This is a genomic window from Mesorhizobium sp. RCAM 05104, assembly GCF_059683645.1.
Genome location: NZ_CM185033.1, coordinates 4,156,326 through 4,177,793 on the forward strand (window position 1 = coordinate 4,156,326; position 21,468 = coordinate 4,177,793).

Sequence of the window (21,468 nt, forward strand, 5' to 3'; positions counted from 1 at the left end):
GGGCCGGTCAGGACCACTTACTACTGCCTAGTTCCTATTCCCTACTCACTAAATTGATCATGGCTGAAGCTTTCAAATTCGAACTGGTTTCGCCGGAGCGCCTGCTGGTTTCCGAGCAGGTCGAGTCCGTCGTCATTCCGGGCGCCGAAGGCGAGATGACCGTGATGGCGCATCACGCGCCGGTCATGACCACCATCAAGCCGGGTGTCGTCACGGTGAAGACCGCGTCGGGTGGCGAAGAGCGCTATGTCGTGTTCGGCGGTTTCGCCGACATCGTCCCGGCCGGCTGCACGCTGCTGGCGGAATCGGCTGTCGCGGTGAAGGATGTCGATCGTGCCGATCTCGCGCGTCGCATCCAGGAAGCCAAGGAAGACGCCGCCGACGCCAAGGACGACCAGACCCGCAGCAAGGCGGAGCAGTTCCTCAGCCAGCTCACGACGCTGGAAGGCGCCATCATGCCGGCCTGAGCCGGATCACGATCGTGGATTGAAAAAAGCGGGGCTTGCCCCGCTTTTTTGTTTAGCTGCCCAATGCAGCGAAAGCAGCCGCCGGTCCGCCACGGCGCAACTGTTCGAGATGGTTGGCTGTGAGCTTCATCAATCTTTCGCGCCCTGGCTCCCCCTTGGCAAAGCCGGCCAGATCGAACACCGCGGCGACAGTTTCGGCGGCCGACAGGCGGCTGCCACAGATTGCTGTCATCGGCACGTCGAGCGGATCGGTGAAGTGCGCCTCGGGCAAGGCTTTGCCACGCGCTTCGCAGGCCGCGATCCAGGCGGCCACCACCAGCATAAGATGTCTTGGCGCGGCACTTGCGTGGAGGCGCTCGATGGCCGACGCGACGATGCGCTGCGGCAGTTTCTGGCTGCCGTCATTGGCGATCTGCGCGGTGCGGTGGGCGAGCGCGGTGTTGGAAAAACGCTCGGCAAGCTCGGCCGTATAGGCTGATGTATCGAGCCCGGCGCCCTCCGGCAGCGTCGGGATCGCCTCGGCCCATAGCGCATCGACAAAGGCCCGTATCGCGGGATCGGCGAAGGCGCGGTCGACGGTGGCGTGGCCGCTGAGCAGGCCGAGATAGGCGATCCCCGAATGCGCGCCGTTGAGCAGCCTGAGCTTCATGTCCTCGAACGGCCTGACGTCTTCGACCATGGTGACGCCGAATCGTTCCCAGGCCGGTCGTCCCGCCGGGAACCGGTCCTCGACCACCCACTGGCAGAACGGTTCGGTCATCACCGGCCAGGCGTCCTCGACACCGAGTTCGATCGCGATCCTTGCCCGGTCGGCGTCGGTGGTCGCCGGCACGATGCGGTCGACCATGCTCGACGGAAACGCGACCTGGTCGGCGATGTGATTGGCGAGCCTGGCATCGTCCTTCGCGCCGAGTTCACGCAATTCGGCGAATTCGGTCAGCAGCCGGTGCAGCGTGGCACCGTTGGCCGGCAGGTTGTCGCAGCAAAGCACGGTGAAGGGCGGCGTGCCGGCGTCGCGCCGCCGGGCAAGCGCCTCGGCGAGAAAACCATGCGCGGTCTTCGGCATTTGCGGATTAGCCAGATCATGGACGATATCGGGATGAGCGGTGTCCAGTCCGCCGCCCGCCGCCCTCAGATAGGCCTTTTCGGTGATCGTCAGCGTCACGATGCGGGTGCGCGGATCGGTCAGCGCGGCGAGCACCGCGCCCGGGTCTTCCGGCGCCACCTGCATCGAGCCGATGGAACCGATGACGCGGAGGTTCTCCTCGCCGCTGCTCCTGATTGCCAGCGTGTAGAGCCCGTCCTGCGGCGACAGCGCGTCGCGCGTATCGGCGCTGCGCAGCGAAACGCCGACGATGCCCCAATCCATGTCCCCCGCCGCCAAGCAGTCGTCGACATAGGCCGCCTGATGGGCGCGGTGGAAGGCGCCGACGCCGAGATGCACGATACCGGGGATGACCTTGCTACGGTCGTATCCCGGAATTGCGACCCCCCTGGGCAACTGTTGCAGCGTGGTGTCGGACAGATGGCTTCTGGTCATCGCATTGCGGGAGCTAGGGGGTTTGGGCAGCGTGGCATGGAGATATCCCGGCGCGGCGGATGAAAGCGGCGTAACACCTGTTTCGGCCTGCCGCAAGGATGCCTGTTTCGGAGGCTACGTTGACATCGCCTCTGGCCGAACGTACCGATACCCGATCTGGAAGGAGCCGCTTTTCCCATGGTCGCGCTGACCGATCCGGACCTGCTGTTTCCATCCGAGGCGCATTCGCGCTCGCTTGCCCGCGACCTCTACGCCGGGGTCAAGGATCTGCCGATCGTCAGCCCGCACGGCCACACCGATCCGCGCTGGTATGCGCTCAACGAGCCGTTTCCCGATCCGGCGCAACTGCTCATCGTGCCGGATCACTACATCTTCCGCATGCTGTTCAGCCAGGGCGTGCGCCTCGAGGATCTCGGCGTGGCGACGCTGGACGGCGCACCGGTGGAGACCGACGGCCGGGCGATCTGGCGGCGCTTTGCCGAAAACTATTTCCTCTTCCGCGGCACGCCGACCAGACTTTGGTTCGACCATGTGCTGGCGCATCTGTTCAACATCGAGGAGCCGTTGAACGCGGCGACGGCCGACCGCCACTACGACGCCATCGCGACGCTGCTGCAGTGGGAGAATTTCCGCCCGCGCGCTTTGTTCGAGCGCTTCAACATCGAGGTGATCGCGACGACGGAAGGCGCGCTCGACGATCTCAAATGGCACCAGATAATCCGCGACAGCGGCTGGCAGGGCCGGGTCGTCACCGCCTACCGGCCGGATGCCGTCGTCGATCCCGACTTCGAAGGGTTTTCAGCCAATCTCGACCGGCTCGGCGAGATCACCGGCTGCGACACGGGCCGCTGGGCCGGCTATCTCGACGCGCATCGCCAGCGGCGCGCCTTCTTCAAAAGCTTTGGTGCGACATCGTCCGATCACGGTCATCCGACGGCCGAGACCGCCAATCTTTCGGATGCGGCGGCCGAAGAGCTGTTCAATCGGGTTCGTCATGGTTCGGACGACGAGCGCGAGAAGCGGCTGTTTCGCGCCCAGATGCTGACCGAGATGGCCAAGATGAGCCGGGATGACGGGCTGGTCCTGCAGATCCATCCCGGTTCCCAGCGCAACCACTCGCGCGCCGTCTTCGAGACATTCGGCCGGGACAAGGGTTTCGATATTCCGACCAGGACGGACTATGTCTCGGCGCTCAAGCCGCTGCTCGACTGCGTCGGGCTGGAGCGCGAGCTGACGATCATCCTGTTCACGCTCGACGAGAGCAGCTATGCACGCGAACTGGCGCCGCTGGCCGGCGTCTACCCGGCGCTGAGGCTCGGCCCGGCGTGGTGGTTCCACGACAGCCCGGAAGGCATGCGCCGGTTTCGTGAGATGACCACCGAAACGGCCGGCTTCTACAATACCGTCGGCTTCAACGACGACACCCGTGCCTTTCCGTCGATTCCGGCCCGCCACGACGTGGCGCGCCGGGTCGACTGCGCTTTCCTGGCCAAACTCGTCGCCGAGCACAGGCTGCGCGAAGACGAGGCGCATGAGCTGGCGCGGGAACTGGCCTATACGCTCGCCAAGAAAGCCTATCGGCTCTGAAATGTGATGTCGCGGGCTCGGCTGCCTGGCGCGATGAGGAGGGGACGATGACGCTACCAAGGATTTTCGCGCATGCTGGCGAGGGTGCCTGGACGGCGACGCCGGACGGCAATCGCCGACGTGTTCTCTTGCACACCGATGAACTGATGATGGTCGAGTTCGGCTTCGACAAGGGTGGCGTCGGCGCCCTGCATTCGCACCCGCATGTCCAGGCAAGCTATGTCGCCGAAGGCCGCTTCGAGGTGACCGTCGACGGCCGGACCGAGATTTTGGAAGCCGGCGGCAGCTTCATCGTCCCGTCCGGTCTGGTGCACGGCGTCAAGGCACTGGAGGCAGGGCGGCTGGTCGACAGTTTCACGCCGCACCGGGCCGATTTCCTCGCCTGATCGCGCGGAATCCATGCGCGCCGGGAGGTGCCCACACGCCGCTTTGGTCCAGCACATCCCGCAAACGAAAAAACCCGCACCTCCGGAGAGGCGCGGGCTGCTGCCTGCGCAGCTTTTGCGCCGCGATACTTCAAACATCGCCGCAGGGACACGAACCTGCCGCATCATGGCGAAAGCAGGCGGCGCGGGCTCGGCATTGGTGGGAAGGATGTGGATCAGAACTTGTAGCTGAGGCCGGCCCGGATATCGTGCGTCTGGAGATCAACGTCCGCCTTGACCAATCCAGTCGCTGCCGAGAGGTCCTTGCTGCCGAAGTCGGAATAACGATATTCGACCCGAGCGATCCATTTGTCTGTGAAGGCATGCTCGACGCCAACCCCAACCGTCCAGCCAATATGGGTTTCGTCGTGGAGGGGTATTTCACCGAAGCCGAGGTTGGATGCAGTCAACTCATATTTGGCCGCGGCCACACCGGCAGTGATGTAAGGCAAAGTCCGATCGAAAGCGTAGCCGGCCCGCAGCCGCGCCGAACCCGACCATTTGAGTTCGTTCTTGAGCAACACATTGTCGAGGGTCGTCAGCCCGTCCACATTATTGTCCGTGACGTCAGCCTCGACACCAAGCACGAAGCGGTTCGCCATTTCCTGATTGACGCCGATATGGATGCCGCCAATAAAACCGTCCGGATCGATGGAGGTGCCAACGCCACCGATGAAAAGATCGGATTTTCCGGCGGCGTAACCGAAGTGAATGCCGGCATAGAGGCCAGACCAGGTAAAGCCCGCTTCAACCGGCGCTGACTCGCCATCGATGACGGCGTCGGCCGCGAAGGCGGAGCTCGTCATGAAAATCATTGCAGCTGTGATCAAAATCGTTTTCTTCATCGTAACTCCCTGAAAATTGGAAACGTTGCGTGGCGCAGAAACAGCCAGTGGGCACACGATGCTGCCCAGCAACGAGCTACTATTGCCGCGCTTCGGCAATGCATTGAACTTCGCTATTCACGCCAGCTTGGCGCACGTCGATGCGCGACTGGTATCGTCCGATGGGGCGTCTTATGACCAGTGAATTGTCACTTCTTGCTCGGATCGTCCGACGGGTTGACGTAGGTGATCGCGAAGGGGCCTTCGCCGTGGACCTGGACAATCGTGTCGCTTGTCGTCCACGCGAAGTGATTCATTCCCGTCGGGGCAACGCCGAAGCCGCCGGCCGTCAGTTCGATACCCTTCGCCTCGTCGAGCTTGTCGCCCATTCCGATGTGAAAGTTGCCGGAAATCACCGTCACATATTCCGAGGTGGGGTGGTTGTGGGCGGGAATTTTGTAGCCTGCGGGCATCTTCAGCCGCAACACATAGATCCCGTCCTTTGACGGATCGCCCGCAACAACCGCGAACTGTGCGCCTGCTGGAAGGACAGCAGGAGCGGGTCCCCATTTGATGCTGTCGGCATTCATTGGCATGTCATCAGCAAGCAAGGGCGCTGTTCCAACGAGCAGAAGTGCAAGTGTGCAGGCAAGTTTCAACATCCCGGTATCTCCATTCGGTTCGCAGAAAAGTCGCGTTTTGCTGGGCTCGACGGATGACAAGGTCAGTCCATCGGATGGGGACTAATCGGTTGAGCTTCAGCGTTTGGAGATGTAGACGCCTGACTCGAGGTTCAACAATGATTGCAACATCGGATTTACATGCAGGAACACCGGATCACGGGCCTCCTGCCGGGCCGGACCTGTTGTCGGAAATGCTGAAAGCCGTAAGACTGACCGGCTCCGTGTTTCTGAATGCCTGCTTCAGCGCGCCGTTCGGCGTCGTGGCTCCGAAATATTATGACCCGTCCGCCCCCATGGCGCACCTGCGCCACATCAGCATTTTCCATTTTGTCGTGACGGGCAACTGCACTTTCGAGGCCGCAAACGGCGAGCGGCGAGAAGTCAATGCTGGCGATCTGCTGTTCCTGCCATTCGCCGGTCATCACAAGATCTGGAAGGGCGAACCGCTGGTGATGGCCGAAGCCGGACAAATCGTTCAGCCTGGTCGGATCGAGGGGATGTGGACTGTCAACTATGGCGGCGGCGGTGACGAACTGCGCATGGTCTGCGGCTTCCTCGAGTCTTCGGAATTCCTGTTCGCGCCGGTGTTCCGCACGCTTCCGGCGCTCATCGTCGAGAAAATGTCGGACGACAAGGTTGGCGCCCTGATCGCCTCAACCGTGCGCGAAATCGATCTGCATGTCGAGGCGGCGGCGCCGGGTTCGCAGGCGATGCTTGGACGGCTCATGGAGCTTCTGTTCGTCGAACTGCTGAGGCGTCATGTTGCCCGGCTTCCACCCGGCTCAAAGGGTTGGTTCGCGGCGCTGAACGATCCGATTGTCGGAAGGACGCTGCAGCTTCTGCACGCCGACCCAGCGCGCCACTGGACCGTCGGTCAGATTGCCGACCAGGTTGGCTCATCGCGAACGATCGTCGCGGGGCGGTTCAATGCGCTGCTCGGCCGCCCGCCGATCGAATACGTGACGAGCTGGAGGATCCAGCTGGCTGGCGAGCGTCTGCGTTTCGGTCACGAAAGTCTCGCAAGTATCGCTGCCGGTGTGGGGTATCAATCCGAGGCTGCGTTCAGTCGCGCCTTCAAACGCGTCACCGGGATCACGCCGGGAAAATGGCGAGAACGGACCGGCTCCCCCGCGGATCTTGCCATAGGAACTGCCTCACCCTGGGCCGCTTCGAGGTGACATAGACGGCCGGACAGAAATCCTCGAGACCGGCGGTGGCTTCATCGTTCCGTCCGGTCTGGTGCACGGTGTCAGGCACTGGAAGCGGGCGTCCGCAGATTCGTGGCCGTTCGGAAATGACAAAACCCGCGCCTCCGGAGAGGCGCGGGCAGTTGCCTGGGCGCCCGTGGCGCCGCGGTACTCAAGACATAACCGCAGGATTGGAAACCTGCCGGATCATGGTGAATATAAGCTTAACGCGCCGGTGCCGGGTGGTCGCGACGGCTGGTGGCCAGCAAGCGATGGGTGGCTTCGAGAATGGCCTCGACCGGCGTGTTGGCGATATCAGCCGATCCGCCACGCCTCGGCGCCGTCACCACTTCGACCATATTCGATAGCGGCCGCCAACGCTCCATGTTGGCGCCGTTGTTGACGATCACCGCCGGGGTCATGACCGCGGCGAACAGGTGCCCAAGACCGCCTTCCATGCCGACATAGGCGGCCGCCATCTCGCCGAGCGCGAGCAGCAGATCGCCGAACGCCTCGGTATCGAGCCCAAGATCCGGACCGACCACGGCTAAACGAGGTTCCTTGGCGGCAAGGGCCTGCCACGTCGGTCCGTTGCCGGGGGTCACCAGATAGATCACCTGATAGCCGGCATCGATGAGATTGCCTGATATGGCTGATATCTGGGCCTCGCTCATGAACTTGTTGCTCTTGGCGTTGCCGCCAAGAAGGATGAGCGGACGGTCGTCCGCGCCGCGAAGCTGATGCGCCATGGCGCGGGCAGCTTGCGGGACATCGAGCCTGTGGTCGAATGGCAGGTGCCGGCCGGCCAGGCGTTCGATCAGCCGATGGTAGCGCCAGGCATTGTGTTCGGGACGCAAAGTCCATCTGGTACGCCAACGCAGCGATAGAAGATAACCGGCAAAATTGGGCTCGTAGCGCACGCCGCGGCCGACAAGCCGCAGTCTGGTCGCCATCAGGCTGGGCACGCCGGTGCGGAAGTCGACGACCGTCGTTGGCCTGCCAGGCGTCGCGAACTCGGCCAGAATGGCGGAAAGCGGCACAATCGTCCTGAAGTCATCGACGAGGGCAGCGGCATGCCTGCGCAACACGCCCGTGAGCGAGGATCTGCGTATGCTGCCATAAACGATCTGGCTGTGCGGGAAGGCTGTTCTCGCCGCGCGCAATGCCGGTATCCGCAGCAATCCGTCGCCAAGCGCGTCGTTGCGGGCGTAGAAGATCAGCAGAGGGGCGGTCGAATCCATGGCCGGGTGCGGAATCCGTAGGTCGCTCGACGAAGGCGTGAAAATGGATGGGCCCGATCGAAGGCGTCTGTTCCGATCGTCAAAGCCTGATATTGAAGCCCTCCTGGCAAGTCAAAGACGATCTGCCGCGCCTGCGCCCCGGCCAGGTTTTTCCGACGGAGAGGCTTCGGTCAGGTGATCTGCCGGAGCAGGTTGAAAATCCGCTCGAACGTCTTGCCGTAAGGCGGACGCAGAAGCCCTCCGGCGCTCAGCCGGGACTGCAGGAAAACCGGCTTCTCCTTGCTGAAGGTGCGAAAACCCCATTCGCCGTGATAGGCACCCATGCCGCTGGCGCCAACACCGCCGAAGGGCTGGTTCTCCTGCACAAGATGCAGCATGCAGTCGTTGATGGTGACGCCGCCGGCGACGGTCTCGCGCAGGATGCGCTGGCGGTTGGCACTGTCGCGCCCGAACCAGTAGAGCGCCAGCGGCCGGTCCGCGCGGTTCACGTGGTCGATTGCGTCGTCGAGGGTGGTGTATTCGACGATCGGCAGCACCGGGCCGAAAATCTCCTCGCGCATCAGCCGCAGGTTTGAGCCGGGGTTTTTGACCAGGGTCGGCGGCAACTTCCGGCTCGTGGAGCCGAACTCTTCACGGGCCGGATTGACCTCGATGACATCGGTGCCGGCATCACGCGCCTCGGCAATCATGCCGCGCAGACGCTGGTAGTGCCGGTCGCTGACGATGGCGGTATAGTCCGGGTTGTCGCGCAAGGTCGGGTAGAGCCGCGCTATTGCGGTTGCGAGCTTCGCGGCGACGGTGCCTGCCTGTCCCTGCGGTACCAGCAGATAGTCCGGCGCGATGCAGGTCTGCCCGGCATTCAACAGCTTGCCGTAGGCAATGCTGGATGCCGCCGCATCGAGATCGCAGGAGGGATCGAGGATTGCTGGCGACTTGCCGCCGAGTTCGAGCGTGACCGGGGTCAGGTTGGCGGCCGCGGCGATCGCGACCTGGCGGCCGACCGCGGTCGAACCGGTGAACAGCAAGTGATCGAACGGCATCGACACGAAGGCCTTTCCCACCTCGGCGTCGCCGGCGATGACGCTGAGCTCATCCGGCGCGAAATGCTCGCCGGCCAGTCGTGCCAGCAGCGCGGAAAAAGCCGGCGTCAGTTCGGACGGCTTGACGAGCACGCGATTGCCGGCGGCGAGGGCCGCGGTGACCGGCGCGACAGCGAGCTGGAAGGGATAGTTCCAGGGTGATACGACCCCGACGACACCGAGCGGCTGCGGGAAGAGGCGATTTCTGCCCGGCAGGAACGGCATGGTGGTGGCGACGCGACGCTCCCGCATCCAGCCCTTCAGATGGGAAAGCGCGTGGCGGATGCCGGCACGCACGACAAACAGTTCCGCCAGGCGCGTCTCGTGCGCTGACCGGCCGCCAAAATCGGCGTCGATCGCCGCGCAGATGTCAGCCTCATGCCGCTCGGTAAGCGCCAGCAGGCGTTGCAGACGGTCCTTGCGGACGCCAAGGTCCGGAAAGGGCTGCGCCTCGAAGGCCGCGCGCTGCAACTGGAACCGCTCGCCGAGAGCATCCTGTCTGGTCTGCAGCATTGCCTTCTCCCTGTATTGTCGGGTCAAGCTTACATCGCGACGCGTGAAGGAATCCAGCGGGATGCAGGTGTCGCAAGGGAAGGCGAGGCTCGCCGAGCAGGCCAATCCTCAGCACTTCTCGCGGTCTGGTGATCCCTGCCTAGGCTTGTTCTTGTTGTGGTTCGATGACGGCTGCGCTACTGCAAGGCGCCACGCGGAGAGTATCTTGATCGGTTTTCACATCCTCTCCAACCTCCGAAAAATTGCTTCCAGCCCGGTATCCGCCTGATGCAGGCATCCGCGATGAGCGTTCCGGCCGAGGATCCCAAGCTGCGCGTCCTGAAGGATGTGTTCGGCTTCGATGATTTTCGTCCTGGCCAGGCCGACGTCATGGACGCGCTGCTGGCCGGGCGTCATGTGCTGGCGGTGATGCCGACGGGTGCGGGCAAATCGCTCTGCTACCAGGTTCCGGCGCTGGTTCTGGGCGGGCTCACCATCGTCGTTTCGCCGCTGGTGGCGCTGATGCAGGACCAGGTTGCCGCGCTGCGCCTCGCCGGGGTGGCGGCCGATACGATCAATTCCTCAATCGACCGCGATGCCAATATCGCCGCCTGGCGCCGCGTGGCTTCGGGCCAGACGCGCCTGCTCTATCTCGCGCCGGAGCGGCTGATGACCGAGCGGATGCTGGAGGCGCTCGCCAGGCTCGACGTCCGCCTGATCGCCGTCGACGAGGCGCATTGCATCTCGCAATGGGGCCCGGCGTTCCGGCGCGAATATGAAGACCTGTCGCGGCTGCGCGACATTTTTCCTGAGGTGCCGATCATCGCGCTGACGGCGACAGCGGACGAAAGCACGCGCACCGACATCGAGGCACGGCTGTTCGCCGAGCGCGTCGAAACCCTGGTGCTGGGCTTCGACCGGCCGAACATCAAGCTTGCCATCGAGGCCAAGCAGGACGGCAAGCGGCAGTTGCTGAACTTCGTCGGAAGGCACGCCGGCCGCAGCGGCATCGTCTATTGCCTGTCGCGCAAGAAGACAGAGGAAACGGCGGCGTTCCTCGAGAAGAACGGCGTCACCGCGCTCGCCTATCATGCCGGCATGAGCAAGGACGCGCGTGACGCGAATCAAAACGCTTTCATGACCTTGTCCGGCGTCGTCATGGTGGCGACCATCGCCTTCGGCATGGGCATCGACAAGCCTGATGTCGCCTTTGTCTTCCACACCGATATGCCGGGCAGCCTCGAAGCCTACTATCAGGAAATCGGCCGCGCCGGCCGCGACGGGCGGGAGGCCGAGGCGCATATGCTGTTCGGTCTTGGCGATATCCGCATGCGGCGGCTGTTCATCGACGACGAGGAGGCGTCGGTGGAGCACAAAAGGCGCTCGCATAGACGGCTCGACACGCTGATCGGCTATTGCGAGACGGCGCAATGCCGCCGCCAGGTGCTGCTTGGCTATTTCGGCGAGGAAGCGCAGCCTTGCGGCAATTGCGACAACTGCCTCGACCAGGTGCCGCGCGCCGATGGCGGACCGGAGGCGCGGATCATCCTGGCGGCGATCGCGCAGAGCGGCGAACGTTTCGGTGCGGGCCATGTCATCGACATCCTGCTCGGCCATGAGACCGAGAAGGTGCTGGCCAGGAGCCATCAGAGGCTGGCCAGCTTCGGAAGCGGTGTGGCGCACAAGAAGGATTTCTGGCTGTCGCTGATCCGGCAACTGGTCGCGGGCGGGTTCCTGGCACCGGATCCGGCCGGCCATGGCGGCCTCGCCATCTCAGACGGCGGCCATGCGCTCGGCCGTGGCGAGGTCCCGTTCCACTATCGCGTCGAGGTGCGCAGCCGAGCCTTGCGCGGCAAGATGCGTTCCGCACAGGGTTCCGCCGCGGATGCCGAAGGCCTGGATGCTTCGCTGCTGACCACGCTCAAGGCGTTGCGCCTGCGTCTCGCCAAGGAACGCCAGGTGCCGGCCTATGTGGTGTTCTCCGATCGAACCTTGATCGACATGGCCGAGCGCTGTCCGCGCGATCTCGACGCCTTCGCCGAAGTGAATGGCGTCGGCGCCGCCAAGCTCAAGGAGTTCGGCCAGGTTTTCCTGAGTGCAATCGCCGCGCACCAGTCCGACGGATCGGTCTGAAAGGCGACCGCGCAGCGGTGGCGAAAACGCTGGTCTCGTTAGAGGCGCCTGTCGGTCAGGTGGCGCCTACACTTATTTTTGCCATGTGTTCATGTAAATTGAGATTCGAAATTAAAAGACTGTTTTGTGCGCCTGGTATGTCATAGTTAATAGACGGCACTTTGTTTAAGTGCACAAATAGATTTGTCATCAGCAATTTAGCGATCGCTGATGGTCGAGGGCGATTATCATTCTCATGCCTAACGAGAGCTGTGCAATGACAAATAGCTTGACCTCTATATTTTCTGTGAATCCCACCAAGAGCCACGACGGCGTGATTTCGGTCCTGGGGACGCTTCCCCAATTGGCTGGAGCCCTGGCGAACGACGGGCCGTCCGGCGGCCCGACGTTTTTGGCTGCGCTGGCTGCCTCGGTCGAGGGAAGCGTTGGCTGTTACGGCACTGGGGATGCCCGCCGAGCGTTCCTTGTGGCGGCGGTCGACGCGGATTTTCTTCCCGACAGCAACATGAAGAGTTGAGGGCAAAATGCCCCTCACACTGCGCACGACACTCTGTGAGACGAGAGATGCGCTGCACGTGCTGCGCAGGGCCTTGTTCATCAGCGGCCATACCAAATCAATGGAGGGTATAGACTCACTCATTGGCGTCGCCGAAGACAAAGCCGTCCAGGCGATAAGCGCCATTGACCGGGCGGAGATTCGAAGGCCTGTCCTTGTGGCGGTGGCAAATTCGGCGGCGCCGGCAGCTATTGTTCTGCCGATCGCCCAGCCCAAAAAGCTTGGCGAGCTTCGCGACCAGGGGATGGGCCTCAGCGTATATTGCGGCAATCCCCGTTGCGGTCATCTCCGCGCGCTTGAGCTCGATGGTCTGATCGAGATCTACGGCACGCACTACGATTTCATCACCGAAAGGCGACTGGCATCGAAGTTGGTCTGCAAACGGTGCCAAAATGCCGGAGGAAGGCTCGTCGTCGTCTCCGACAAAAGGCCACGCTTCTGATCGTCAGGACGACCCGGCGCTCGAATTGGATCGCCCGGAAACCAATCTTGTCGTCAACCGGCTCGATTGCCCCCGGCATTCCGGATTGACCATCGATGGCTGTCAGCCGAGCCATGGTTGCGCCGCAGATTCTCCATAATCATTTCCACGCCATGACAGGCCTCGACTTCCCCGCTCGATCGCCTGACCGCCAGAGCCGGGCTAAAGTCCTGCGCAAGGCAAGACTGAAGCCCAATGTCGCACGCGTTGCATAATCTCTATGATCGCCGCCGTCAGGATGGATCGTGCGATTGGTTGAGGACTTCATACGGCGCTGGAACAGGCTTTCGCTGGCCTTGCAGTTCCTTGTCGCCGGCGGCGTCGGGCTGCTGGCGGTGATGCTGGTGGTCGGACTGTGGGTGACCTCGCAGATACGGCAAGGCGTCATCCGCAACTCCGCCGCCACCACGGCGCTCTATGTCGACAGCGTGATCGCGCCGCTGCTGCCGGACATGCGCAAGAGCCGCGAGCTCAGCGACAGCGTCAAACAGGCGCTTGACGAAACGCTCGACCAGGGCGCGCTCGGCAAGCGGCTGGCCTCGTTCAAGCTGTGGCGGCGCGACGGCACGGTTCTCTACGCCAAGGACAAGACGTTGATCGGCAAGGTTTTCGAGCCGAACGCCAACCTCGATCACGCTTTCAACGGTAATGTCGTGGCCGAGTTCAACAAACTCGACGACGCCGAAAGCAGAAGGGAAAAGGGCATCGGCGTGCCGCTGCTGGAAATCTACAATCCGGTGCGCGAACCCTGGTCTGGCGATGTCGTCGCCGTCTCCGAATTCTACGAAGTGGCCGAGGATTTCCAGTTGACGCTGAACGCCGCCTTGTGGTCGAGCTGGCTGGTGGTGGCTGGCGCCACGGCGGCGGCGCTCGCACTTCTTTCGGGCATCGTCTTTCGCGGCAGCCGCACCATCGAGACGCAGCGAACCGCGCTTGAGGCAAAGGTTGCAGAATTGCAGGCGCTGCTGTCGCAGAACTCGACGCTGCGCCAGCGCGTCCAGCGTGCCTCGCGCCGCGCCACCGCCATCAACGAGCGATATCTCAGGCGCATCGGCGCCGACCTCCATGACGGGCCGGCCCAGTTGGTTGCGCTGGCCGCGCTCCGGATGGACAGCCCGCTGCTACTGGACCCCGACGCCTCGGCCGAACAGCGCCAAGCCGAGGTGGCCGGCATCCACAAGACGCTCGGTGAGGCGATGCGCGAGATCCGCGGCATCTGCAACGGGCTGGTGTTGCCACAGATCGAAACGGCCGCGGTGGCCGACATCCTGCGGCTGGCGGTGGCCGAGCACGAAAGGCGCACGGCGAGTTCTGTCTCGCTGGCGCTGCCCGCACAATTGCCGGAACCTGGCGCTTCCGAGAAGATCAGCATCTATCGTTTCGTCCAGGAAGGTTTGAACAACGCCTGGCGCCATGGGCAAGGCAAGGACCAGGCGGTCAAGGCGGGGACGAAAGCCGGCAAGCTTTTCGTTACAGTGTCGGACGGTGGCCCCGGGTTCGATCCGGCAAGAAGCGAGGGCCTGGGCCTCGCCGGCCTAAGGGAGCGGATAGAGAGCATCGGCGGCCGTTTCGAAACCGCGTCCGGCCCGAAAGGCACGCGCCTGTTGATCACATTGTCCGTCGAGGAGCAGCCGTGACTGGTATCATCCACATTGCCATTGTCGACGATCACCCCCTGTTTCGCGAGGGTGTTGCGCGCAGCCTTGCCGAGATCGGCGGCTTCGAAGTGGTTGGCGAAGGCGCGAACGCCGAGGACGCCGAGCGTCTGGTCGAGGCCAAGCACCCCGACATACTGCTGCTGGACATCAGCATGCCGGGCGGCGGACTTGCCGCCGCGGCAAGCATCCTGGCCCGGCATTCCGGCCAGAAAATCGTCATGCTGACGGTATCGGAGACCAACACTGACGTTGCCCAGGCGCTCAATGCCGGGGTGCGCGGCTATGTGCTGAAAGGCGTCGGCTCCAAGATGCTGGCCGAAATCCTGCGTGACGTGTCTGCCGGCGAAAGCTATGTCTCGCCAACGCTGTCGGCGAGACTGCTGTCGGACCTGCTGCAGCCAGCCACCCGCAGGGTGGATCCGCTGTGCCTGCTCACCGACCGCGAGGCCGAGATCCTGCGGCTGGTGGCGGAGGGCTTGAGCAACAAGGAGGTTGCCGGGCGGCTTGCGCTGCAGGAAAAGACCGTCAAGCATCACATGACGCGGGTCCTGTCGAAGCTCAATGTGCGCAACCGCACCGAGGCCGCGCTGCTGATGCACGAGGCGAAGGACCGCACCGGCTGAGGGCGAGGCTGATCCCTGGCCGGCATCCGTATCGACGCAAAAAACTCACCCCCGCCCGAAGGCGAGGGTGAGGTGAGAAGCGAGTGTTGCCTTACTAAACTCCCCCGCTCTCTCACAACCGTTGGGCCTCACAACCGTTTCAGGCGGGCCAAATCGGCGGCAGTCGCCGCGCGCTCGACGATTGTGCGGCCAAGCGCATCCTTCATCACGAAGCGGCCGTTTTCGATCTTTTCCCGGAGGCCATCGGGGTGGACAACCTGGATGATGCTGCCGTGAATACTGACCTTGTCGCCCGTCTCGGGATTGACGTGGCTGTTGCTGGGACCTGTACCGCTGCCGCTGCTACCACTGTTGCTACCGCTACCCCCGCTGCCGCTGTTGCCGCTGCCGCTGCCGCTGTTGCCGCCGCCGCTACCGCTGTTGCCGCCGCTACCACCACTGCCGCTACCGCTGCCACCTTCACTCTCGCCGCCATCATCCTCGGCGCGGACATCGGCAGGAACGATCCTGGCGGTGCCGTCAAACGTCAAGTGATAGGGTGCGACTGTAAGAACGAGCGCCGTCGAGGCCCGCAGAACGAACCAGCAAATTCGGGTCAACGACGGCGCTCTCATGTCTACAGTCCAGCCATGCTAGGGCGTGGTCACCGGCGGTGGGATGCCGTCGTCGCTGGCATCGGTACCATTGTCGTCGCCAGCGTCGTGGCCTGCCCCGTCATCGGCGCCATCATGGCCTTCGCCGTCGTCGCCGCCATCATGGCCTTCGCCGGAGTGGCCACCATCGCCGCCGCCACCACCTCCACCTTCGCCACCACCACCTTCACTCTCGGCGTAGGCGCTGGCGGAGACTACCTTCGCGACACCGGCGCCGTCAAAGGTGAGATGGTAGGGCGCGATGGTCAGCGCGAGCGCCGCGGAAGCCCGCAGGGCGAGCCAGCACAGTCGGGTTAGGGGTAGTTTGCGCATCTTGATCCTCCTTATGCCGGTCTGTGGCAGGTCCTGCTTGAAAAAAACGGACCCGAACCGGCGTTGTTGACAGGAGGAGCATCCGCCGGAACGGAGCCCGACGAAAGCGGCCCAAGACCCATGCCTTGCCTGATAGGACTTTTTCGCCACCGGCATCCGACTTAAGTCCGCCGTCCTAGCCGGCTCCGCGGGTGGGCAGGTCAGCTCGGCGTCGGGCAGCCCTCAGTCAATCCGAGTCCAGCCACCAGGCTCGACGCCTTTCATGCAAGCCGCATCGGCCGGCTGGCATCAGTCGGGCTTCTTGGTTGGAGGTCTAGTGAAGATGCCGCGGAGCTTGGGGAAATACAGGACTACAACCGAGGCCGCCAAGATCAGCAGGAGGAAAACCACGAACTGCATGATCGTGTAGCCGATCTGATCGCGCGGCATGAACCAACCGGCCACGACACCGGCGCCAGCCAGGAGAATGCGAATGAGCCAACTCATAGTGATGGAATCCAATGGTTGAACGCTGCCAGCATATCGGGTTCTGCCCGCCGGACCTTGCCCTGGATCAAGCGCCTATGATGGCAGCGGCCCGGTGTGAGGAAAAACGAGCGGTCGCGTGGCGAATGACTGGCGGTAATGCTCACGGGCGAAGATCCTACTGTGTCGTCGCAATGGAGCGCCTGAAAAGGAGCAGGCTCGCTCCGAGAAACGTTATCCCCATTATCAGCACGGTCGCGAACTCCTTCCATACAATTGTGAAATCCGCCCCCCGGGAGACGATCGCCTGCATGAAGCTGACGTAATGTCGGGAAGGCAGAAACCAGGTTACGTACTGAAGCCATTGAGGTTGGCTCGCGACCGGTGACATGCCCCCCGACAACATCATCATCGGCATGACGACCATCATCATCAGCAGCGCGAACTGAGCCATGGTGCGCGCCAGCGTACCGAGAAAGATGCCGATGGCAGCGGCGGCAAATACGTAGATGGTCGTGCCAAGCATCAGCAACCCGCGCGAGCCAGCGATTGGAACGTCGAGCGCTCCCTCCACGACCAGCAGCAATGAGCAGGCGAATGCGACGATGATCACGAGGCCGTTCGCCCAGACCTTGGCCAGCGCGATCTCAAATGCCGTGAGGGGCATCACCAGGAGATGCTCGATGGTGCCGTGCTCGCGCTCGCGCAACAGCGCCGCTCCGGTCAGGATGATGACCAGCATCGATAGCTCATCTCCCAGGCTTACAATCGACTTGAACCAAGATTGGGTTCCGTCAGGATTGAAGGCGCGACGGATGGCGAGGTCGGAGGAGCGCCCCGTTGTCGTTTCGAAATCCTTCCGGTAGCGGTCGACCTCATTCGTCACCATGTTCTGGATATAGCCGGCACCGAGCGAAGCCTGTTGCGAGGCCGTGGCGTCCACATTCACCTGGATTTCGGTGTCGCGTCCCTTTCTCGTGTCTTTCTCGAACCCCGGGGGGATGACGACGATGAAGGTGTAGAGCCCCTCGTCCATCGCCCGGTCGATGTCGGCGGCACTGATGGTTTTGACGGTCTGGAAGTACGGCGGATAGAACAACCCGGCGATCGAGCGAGAGAGCCGCGATTGGTCCTCGTCGACAATGCCGATGGCGGCGTTGTTGACAGTCTCTCCAGCGCCGGTCGACTGCATGTAGATGCTGAAGCCAAACGACCAGATGATAAAGAGGATCATCGTCAGGTCCTTTGCAAGCGCCCGGAGCTCCTTGGTGCCGAGCCAGAAGATGTTGGAGAAGCTCGATATCATCACTTCTCCTGTTTTTTCAGCAGCATCACCGACAGCATAAGAAAGGCCGGGGGGAACAGCGCGAGCGCGACGAGATCGGTCATCATGTCGCCAAGCCCGAGCCCCTTGGTGAAGGCGCCGACGCTCATGTGCGTGTAGTAGGTCGTCGGCCACAGCCGGCCCATCAGGCGCGCGCCGCCTTCGAGCGTCGAGACGGGCTGCATCATCCCCGAGAATTGCATGGTTGGCAGCATCGACAAGACCGCGCCAGCGAAGACCGCTGTCACTTGGCTCCTGGTGAGGGTCGAGATGAAGAGCCCATAGCCAGTGGCGGCCGCGGTGTAGAGCAGAGCCCCAAGGGCCAGAACCATGCCGTTGCCCTTGAGTGGAACCCCAAACAAGAACAGCACGGTCGCCGTCAGGATGACGAAATTGATCATTCCGACGCCGAGATAAGGCACCTGCTTGCCGATCAGGAATTCCAGCCGGGTGGTTGGCGTCGCATAGAAATTGGTGATCGTGCCGATCTCCTTTTCCCGGGCGACGCTCACCGCCATCAGAATCGCCAGGAACATCATCATCAGCATGGCCGGAAGCGATGGCCCGATGGAATAGATGCTCTCGGCTGTCGGATTGTAGCGATAGCGGACCTGGAGCGTCGTGGTGGGATCGGATGTGGATGGAGTGCTCGCCTCACGGCTTCTCTGCTCGGAAAAGAGATCGTGCGCCTGCTGCACATATCCCTCGATGGTCGCCGCCCTCGTGGTGTTCGCGCCATCGATCCAAGCCGAGACCTGCCAGTCGGAGCCGCGTTTCACCATGCGGCCGAAGTTCGGCGGGATCTCGATAGCGAGCTCGATCTCGTTGGACTTCAGGCGGTCTTCCATCGCCTGCACGTTCTGGATCGGCGACCGCTCCGTAAAGTAGTTGGAGCTCGAAAAACCGCCGAGATAGGCCCGGCTTTCGGGTGTGTTGTCATGGTCGAAAGCCGCGTAGGTCAGATTGGTCACGTCGTTCGACAAGCCGAAGCCGAAGATCAGCATGATGATGAAGGAGCCGAGGAAGGCGAAGGCGAGCCGGACGGGATCGCGCATGAGCGACAGCATCTCGCACTGCGTGTAGGCGAACAGGCGCCGTAGCGGCAGGAAGCGCGGGCGAGCAGGCGAAGTGGCCCGCGCTTCCTGTCGGACCAGCGACGGAGCTTCCTGCGCGGATCGAGGCCCCTCGGCCTCCTCGATATAGGCGATGAAGGCCTCTTCGAGATCGGCGCCGTTCTTGGAGGCGATCACGTTCTCCGGCACGTCGCACACGAGCACGCGACCCGCATGCATCAGTGAGATGCGGTCGCAACGCATCGCTTCATTCATGAAATGCGTGGAGACGAAGATGGTCACGTTTCGGCTTCGCGACAGGTCGACCAGCAGCCGCCAGAATTCGTCTCGCGCCTGCGGATCGACGCCGGAGGTCGGCTCATCAAGTATGAGGAGCTCGGGATCGTGCACGATCGCGACCGCGAGCGAGAGGCGCTGGCGCACACCGAGCGGAAGGGAATTGGCGTCGGCATCCGCGTAGTCGGTCAGCCCAATCTCCTTAATGAGCTTTTCGCTGCGGTCGGCAGCATTGGCTTTGCTCAGATGGAACAGGCGGGCGTGCAGAAGAAGGTTCTGGCGAACCGTCAGCTCGCCGTAGAGAGAAAAGGATTGCGTCATGAAGCCGACGCGCCGACGTATCGACAGGTCCTTGGCGTCGACCGGGCTGCCGCATACCTCCGCCTGACCCTCAGTCGGCGCAAGCAGCCCGGTCAGCATCTTCATCGTCGTGGTCTTGCCGCAACCGTTGGAGCCAAGGAAGCCGAAGATCTCGCCTTTCTCGATGGTGAAGGAGACACGATCGACCGCGGTGAACTTGCCGAAGCGGCAAGTCAGGCCCTTCGCCACGATCACCGGTTCTTCGGCGCTCGGCTTGCGCGGCGGAATGACAAAGCGCTCCTGTTTGCTCTTTTGCCCTGGCTGCAAGGCGACAAAGACCGATTCAAGATCTTGTTCGCCGGTGGCTTCCCGGAGCTCGTCGGCGGTGCCGAAGGCGAGTATTTTCCCGTGATCCATTGCGACCAGCCAATCGCAATGGCTGGCTTCGTCCATGTAGGCGGTCGAGACAACGACGCTCATCGCCGGCCGCTCGCGGCGCAGGTCGGCGATGAGCGTCCAGAATTGTCGCCTCGAGAGTGGATCGACCCCCGTCGTCGGCTCATCGAGAATAAGGAGGTCGGGATCATGGATGAGCGCGCAGCACAGTCCCAGCTTCTGCTTCATGCCGCCCGAGAGCTTCCCAACGGGACGGTCGAGAAAGGGCAGCAGTCCCGTTGCGCCCGCGAGCTGGCGAATGCGCATCTCCCGCTCAGCCGCGGCAAGACCAAACAGCGTGCCAAAGAAAGCAAGGTTCTCCGCAACGCTTGTCTCCTGGTAGAGGTTCTTTCCGAGCCCCTGCGGCATGTAGGCGATGCGCGTGCAAACCGCCCGGCGATGTCTGGCATTGGCCATGCTGCCGTCCAGGACCTGGACCGTCCCGATCTGCAGCTTCCGCGCGCCGGCAATCAAACCAAGCAGGGTCGACTTGCCGGCGCCGTCGGGGCCAATGAGGCCCGTCATCCGGCCACTCGGCAGGTCGAACGACACGTTGTCGAGCGCCAGGACCTTGCCGTAGGCATGGGTCACGCCGGAGATCCGGGCAATCTGGCCAGCCGGTGCCGCCATCGTCATTCTCCGGCGTCGACGGGATCGCCCGGGAAACGTTTCTGCAGGGACTCCGGCCAGTCGGGCGGGTTCGGGTCGAGCCGGACATAGCCGGTGCCCCTCGCCCCGGTCTTCACTTGCTCGATGTGATCGTCAACGAGGCTCGGCGGAATGCGCAGCTTGACCCGGAACATCAGCTTGTCCCGCTCGCTGCGTGTCTCGATCTGCTTCGGGGTGAACTGGGCTTCGGGCGAGACGAAGCTCACCTTGGCGGGCACGGCGAAGTCGGCGCCGTCGAACTGGATGCGAGCTTGCGAGCCTACGGGAACCCGCATGGCCTGCTCGGAGGTCAGATAGATCTCCATGTATATCTCCGAGAGATTGACGATCGTCAGAACCTTGCCGCCGGCGCTGACGACTTCGCCGGGATTTGCAAGGCGATAGAGGACGCGGCCCTTGACTGGTGTTGCGAGGGTCGCGTCGGCGATCTGGGCATCGGTCTGGTCCACCAAAGCTTTCGCCGCATCGATCGAGCGCTCCCTGGCGGTCACATTCTTTTCCGCGGCCTCAACGATGGCGCGTGCGGAATCGCGTTCGCTCTGGTACTGATCGCGTGTCTGCTGGCTGAGAGCGCCTGTATCGACGAGTGTGAGGGCCCGGCGGAGGTTGGCCTCCTTGAGCATTAATTCGGCCTGCCGCTGAGCCACCGTCGCCTTCGCCTCGAGCATCGACGCTTCCTCGGAGGTCTGATCGGCGACATACTTGGCACGCTCGGCCAGAAGTTCCGTGGTATCGATCCGGGCGAGGATCTGTCCGGCGGAAACGAGGTCGCCCTCTTCGACGAGCACGTCTCGTACGCGACCGGCGGATTTCGCCGAGATGTCGACCTCATCGGACTCGATCCGACCGTTGCCCGATACCAGTCCATCCGGCAGCTTTCCTTGCTGGCTCTGCCACCAGTACCAAGCGCCGCCAGCGCCGGCCGCCAAGATCAGGACAAAGATCAGAACACTCGTCGTCGATGGGCGGCGGATTTTCACTCGTG

The 21,468-nt window shown here is 63.0% G+C and carries 20 protein-coding genes; 9 read left to right on the forward strand and 11 right to left on the reverse strand.

Translation table 11 applies throughout. From position 1 onward, the window contains the following. The first annotated feature begins 59 nt into the window (after positions 1-59). Positions 60-467, forward strand: a complete 408-nt coding sequence (locus AC56QP_RS20330; RefSeq protein ID WP_489858340.1) for a F0F1 ATP synthase subunit epsilon — start codon at positions 60-62, stop codon at positions 465-467. Positions 468-519: 52 nt separating this feature from the next. On the opposite strand, the gene AC56QP_RS20335 is transcribed toward AC56QP_RS20330, so the two are convergent. Beyond that, a complete protein-coding gene (locus tag AC56QP_RS20335) occupies positions 520-2,007 on the reverse strand; it encodes a mannitol dehydrogenase family protein (protein WP_489858339.1) in 1,488 nt (495 codons plus the stop codon). 177 nt (positions 2,008-2,184) lie between these two features. Here AC56QP_RS20335 and uxaC point away from each other — a divergent pair, with 177 nt between their 5' ends. Further along, positions 2,185-3,594 (forward strand): glucuronate isomerase, encoded by a 1,410-nt coding sequence (gene uxaC, locus AC56QP_RS20340; RefSeq protein WP_489858338.1) that lies wholly within the window; start codon positions 2,185-2,187, stop codon positions 3,592-3,594. A 47-nt stretch (positions 3,595-3,641) separates the two neighbouring features. After that, on the forward strand, positions 3,642-3,980 hold the full coding sequence (locus tag AC56QP_RS20345) for a cupin domain-containing protein (RefSeq protein ID WP_489858337.1): 339 nt from the start codon (positions 3,642-3,644) through the stop codon (positions 3,978-3,980). Positions 3,981-4,195: 215 nt separating this feature from the next. Here the strand turns inward: AC56QP_RS20345 and AC56QP_RS20350 are convergent, their stop codons facing one another. Together AC56QP_RS20350 and AC56QP_RS20355 are read right to left on the reverse strand one after the other, a co-directional pair. Continuing rightward, on the reverse strand, positions 4,196-4,963 hold the full coding sequence (locus AC56QP_RS20350) for an outer membrane protein (protein WP_497100396.1): 768 nt from the start codon (positions 4,961-4,963) through the stop codon (positions 4,196-4,198). 89 nt (positions 4,964-5,052) lie between these two features. Further along, positions 5,053-5,505, reverse strand: a complete 453-nt coding sequence (locus AC56QP_RS20355; RefSeq protein ID WP_497100395.1) for a cupin domain-containing protein — start codon at positions 5,503-5,505, stop codon at positions 5,053-5,055. Here AC56QP_RS20355 and AC56QP_RS20360 point away from each other — a divergent pair. Beyond that, positions 5,484-6,704 (forward strand): AraC family transcriptional regulator, encoded by a 1,221-nt coding sequence (locus tag AC56QP_RS20360; RefSeq protein ID WP_497100394.1) that lies wholly within the window; start codon positions 5,484-5,486, stop codon positions 6,702-6,704. The two genes, AC56QP_RS20355 and AC56QP_RS20360, sit on opposite strands and share 22 nt — an antisense overlap. Positions 6,705-6,937: 233 nt before the next feature. On the opposite strand, the gene AC56QP_RS20365 is transcribed toward AC56QP_RS20360, so the two are convergent. Continuing rightward, positions 6,938-7,954 carry a glycosyltransferase family 9 protein gene (locus AC56QP_RS20365; protein WP_489858332.1) on the reverse strand — a complete coding sequence of 339 codons (1,017 nt, stop codon included), beginning with the start codon at positions 7,952-7,954 and terminating at the stop codon, positions 6,938-6,940. Between the two features lie 170 nt (positions 7,955-8,124). After that, entirely contained in the window at positions 8,125-9,546 is a 1,422-nt protein-coding gene (locus AC56QP_RS20370) for a coniferyl aldehyde dehydrogenase (RefSeq protein ID WP_489858331.1), read from the reverse strand. A 267-nt stretch (positions 9,547-9,813) separates the two neighbouring features. Here AC56QP_RS20370 and recQ point away from each other — a divergent pair, with 267 nt between their 5' ends. From recQ to AC56QP_RS20395, 5 genes are all read left to right on the forward strand, one after another. Continuing rightward, the gene (gene recQ / locus AC56QP_RS20375) at positions 9,814-11,658 is read left to right on the forward strand and encodes a DNA helicase RecQ (protein ID WP_489858330.1); all 1,845 of its coding nucleotides are present in this window, start codon (positions 9,814-9,816) and stop codon (positions 11,656-11,658) included. A gap of 256 nt (positions 11,659-11,914) precedes the next feature. Next, positions 11,915-12,175, forward strand: coding sequence for a hypothetical protein (locus tag AC56QP_RS20380; RefSeq protein ID WP_489858329.1), 261 nt, complete (start codon positions 11,915-11,917; stop codon positions 12,173-12,175). A gap of 7 nt (positions 12,176-12,182) precedes the next feature. Next, a complete protein-coding gene (locus tag AC56QP_RS20385; RefSeq protein WP_489858328.1) occupies positions 12,183-12,656 on the forward strand; it encodes a hypothetical protein in 474 nt (157 codons plus the stop codon). A gap of 284 nt (positions 12,657-12,940) precedes the next feature. Beyond that, a complete protein-coding gene (locus AC56QP_RS20390; RefSeq protein WP_489858327.1) occupies positions 12,941-14,332 on the forward strand; it encodes a sensor histidine kinase in 1,392 nt (463 codons plus the stop codon). Next, the gene (locus AC56QP_RS20395; protein ID WP_489858326.1) at positions 14,329-14,976 is read left to right on the forward strand and encodes a response regulator; all 648 of its coding nucleotides are present in this window, start codon (positions 14,329-14,331) and stop codon (positions 14,974-14,976) included. Before AC56QP_RS20390 ends, AC56QP_RS20395 begins: the two co-directional genes overlap by 4 nt. 128 nt (positions 14,977-15,104) lie before the next feature. On the opposite strand, the gene AC56QP_RS20400 is transcribed toward AC56QP_RS20395, so the two are convergent. The 6 genes from AC56QP_RS20400 to AC56QP_RS20425 all read right to left on the reverse strand — a co-directional run bounded on the left by AC56QP_RS20400 (position 15,105) and on the right by AC56QP_RS20425 (position 21,463). Next, positions 15,105-15,590 carry a hypothetical protein gene (locus tag AC56QP_RS20400; protein WP_489858325.1) on the reverse strand — a complete coding sequence of 162 codons (486 nt, stop codon included), beginning with the start codon at positions 15,588-15,590 and terminating at the stop codon, positions 15,105-15,107. 18 nt (positions 15,591-15,608) lie between these two features. After that, positions 15,609-15,941, reverse strand: a complete 333-nt coding sequence (locus AC56QP_RS20405) for a hypothetical protein (RefSeq protein WP_489858324.1) — start codon at positions 15,939-15,941, stop codon at positions 15,609-15,611. 288 nt (positions 15,942-16,229) lie between these two features. After that, positions 16,230-16,427 carry a hypothetical protein gene (locus AC56QP_RS20410; RefSeq protein ID WP_489858323.1) on the reverse strand — a complete coding sequence of 66 codons (198 nt, stop codon included), beginning with the start codon at positions 16,425-16,427 and terminating at the stop codon, positions 16,230-16,232. Positions 16,428-16,584: 157 nt separating this feature from the next. Next, the gene (locus AC56QP_RS20415) at positions 16,585-17,640 is read right to left on the reverse strand and encodes an ABC transporter permease (RefSeq protein ID WP_497103654.1); all 1,056 of its coding nucleotides are present in this window, start codon (positions 17,638-17,640) and stop codon (positions 16,585-16,587) included. Between the two features lie 71 nt (positions 17,641-17,711). After that, complete coding sequence (gene rbbA, locus AC56QP_RS20420; protein ID WP_489858321.1) at positions 17,712-20,450, reverse strand: ribosome-associated ATPase/putative transporter RbbA; 2,739 nt, start codon at positions 20,448-20,450, stop codon at positions 17,712-17,714. Then, positions 20,447-21,463, reverse strand: coding sequence for an HlyD family secretion protein (locus tag AC56QP_RS20425; RefSeq protein WP_489858320.1), 1,017 nt, complete (start codon positions 21,461-21,463; stop codon positions 20,447-20,449). The genes rbbA and AC56QP_RS20425 overlap by 4 nt, the downstream gene beginning before the upstream one ends. Positions 21,464-21,468 lie beyond the last annotated feature (5 nt).

Coding starts and splice junctions, on each gene's coding strand:
- AC56QP_RS20330 (WP_489858340.1), top strand. CDS start 60: ATGGCTGAAGCTTTCAAATTCGAACTGGTTTCGCCGGAGCGCCTGCTG.
- AC56QP_RS20335 (WP_489858339.1), bottom strand. CDS start 2,007: ATGACCAGAAGCCATCTGTCCGACACCACGCTGCAACAGTTGCCCAGG.
- uxaC (WP_489858338.1), top strand. CDS start 2,185: ATGGTCGCGCTGACCGATCCGGACCTGCTGTTTCCATCCGAGGCGCAT.
- AC56QP_RS20345 (WP_489858337.1), top strand. CDS start 3,642: ATGACGCTACCAAGGATTTTCGCGCATGCTGGCGAGGGTGCCTGGACG.
- AC56QP_RS20355 (WP_497100395.1), bottom strand. CDS start 5,505: ATGTTGAAACTTGCCTGCACACTTGCACTTCTGCTCGTTGGAACAGCG.
- AC56QP_RS20365 (WP_489858332.1), bottom strand. CDS start 7,954: ATGGATTCGACCGCCCCTCTGCTGATCTTCTACGCCCGCAACGACGCG.
- AC56QP_RS20370 (WP_489858331.1), bottom strand. CDS start 9,546: ATGCTGCAGACCAGACAGGATGCTCTCGGCGAGCGGTTCCAGTTGCAG.
- recQ (WP_489858330.1), top strand. CDS start 9,814: ATGCAGGCATCCGCGATGAGCGTTCCGGCCGAGGATCCCAAGCTGCGC.
- AC56QP_RS20380 (WP_489858329.1), top strand. CDS start 11,915: ATGACAAATAGCTTGACCTCTATATTTTCTGTGAATCCCACCAAGAGC.
- AC56QP_RS20385 (WP_489858328.1), top strand. CDS start 12,183: ATGCCCCTCACACTGCGCACGACACTCTGTGAGACGAGAGATGCGCTG.
- AC56QP_RS20400 (WP_489858325.1), bottom strand. CDS start 15,590: ATGAGAGCGCCGTCGTTGACCCGAATTTGCTGGTTCGTTCTGCGGGCC.
- AC56QP_RS20405 (WP_489858324.1), bottom strand. CDS start 15,941: ATGCGCAAACTACCCCTAACCCGACTGTGCTGGCTCGCCCTGCGGGCT.
- AC56QP_RS20410 (WP_489858323.1), bottom strand. CDS start 16,427: ATGAGTTGGCTCATTCGCATTCTCCTGGCTGGCGCCGGTGTCGTGGCC.
- AC56QP_RS20415 (WP_497103654.1), bottom strand. CDS start 17,640: ATGATCCTCTTTATCATCTGGTCGTTTGGCTTCAGCATCTACATGCAG.
- rbbA (WP_489858321.1), bottom strand. CDS start 20,450: ATGACGATGGCGGCACCGGCTGGCCAGATTGCCCGGATCTCCGGCGTG.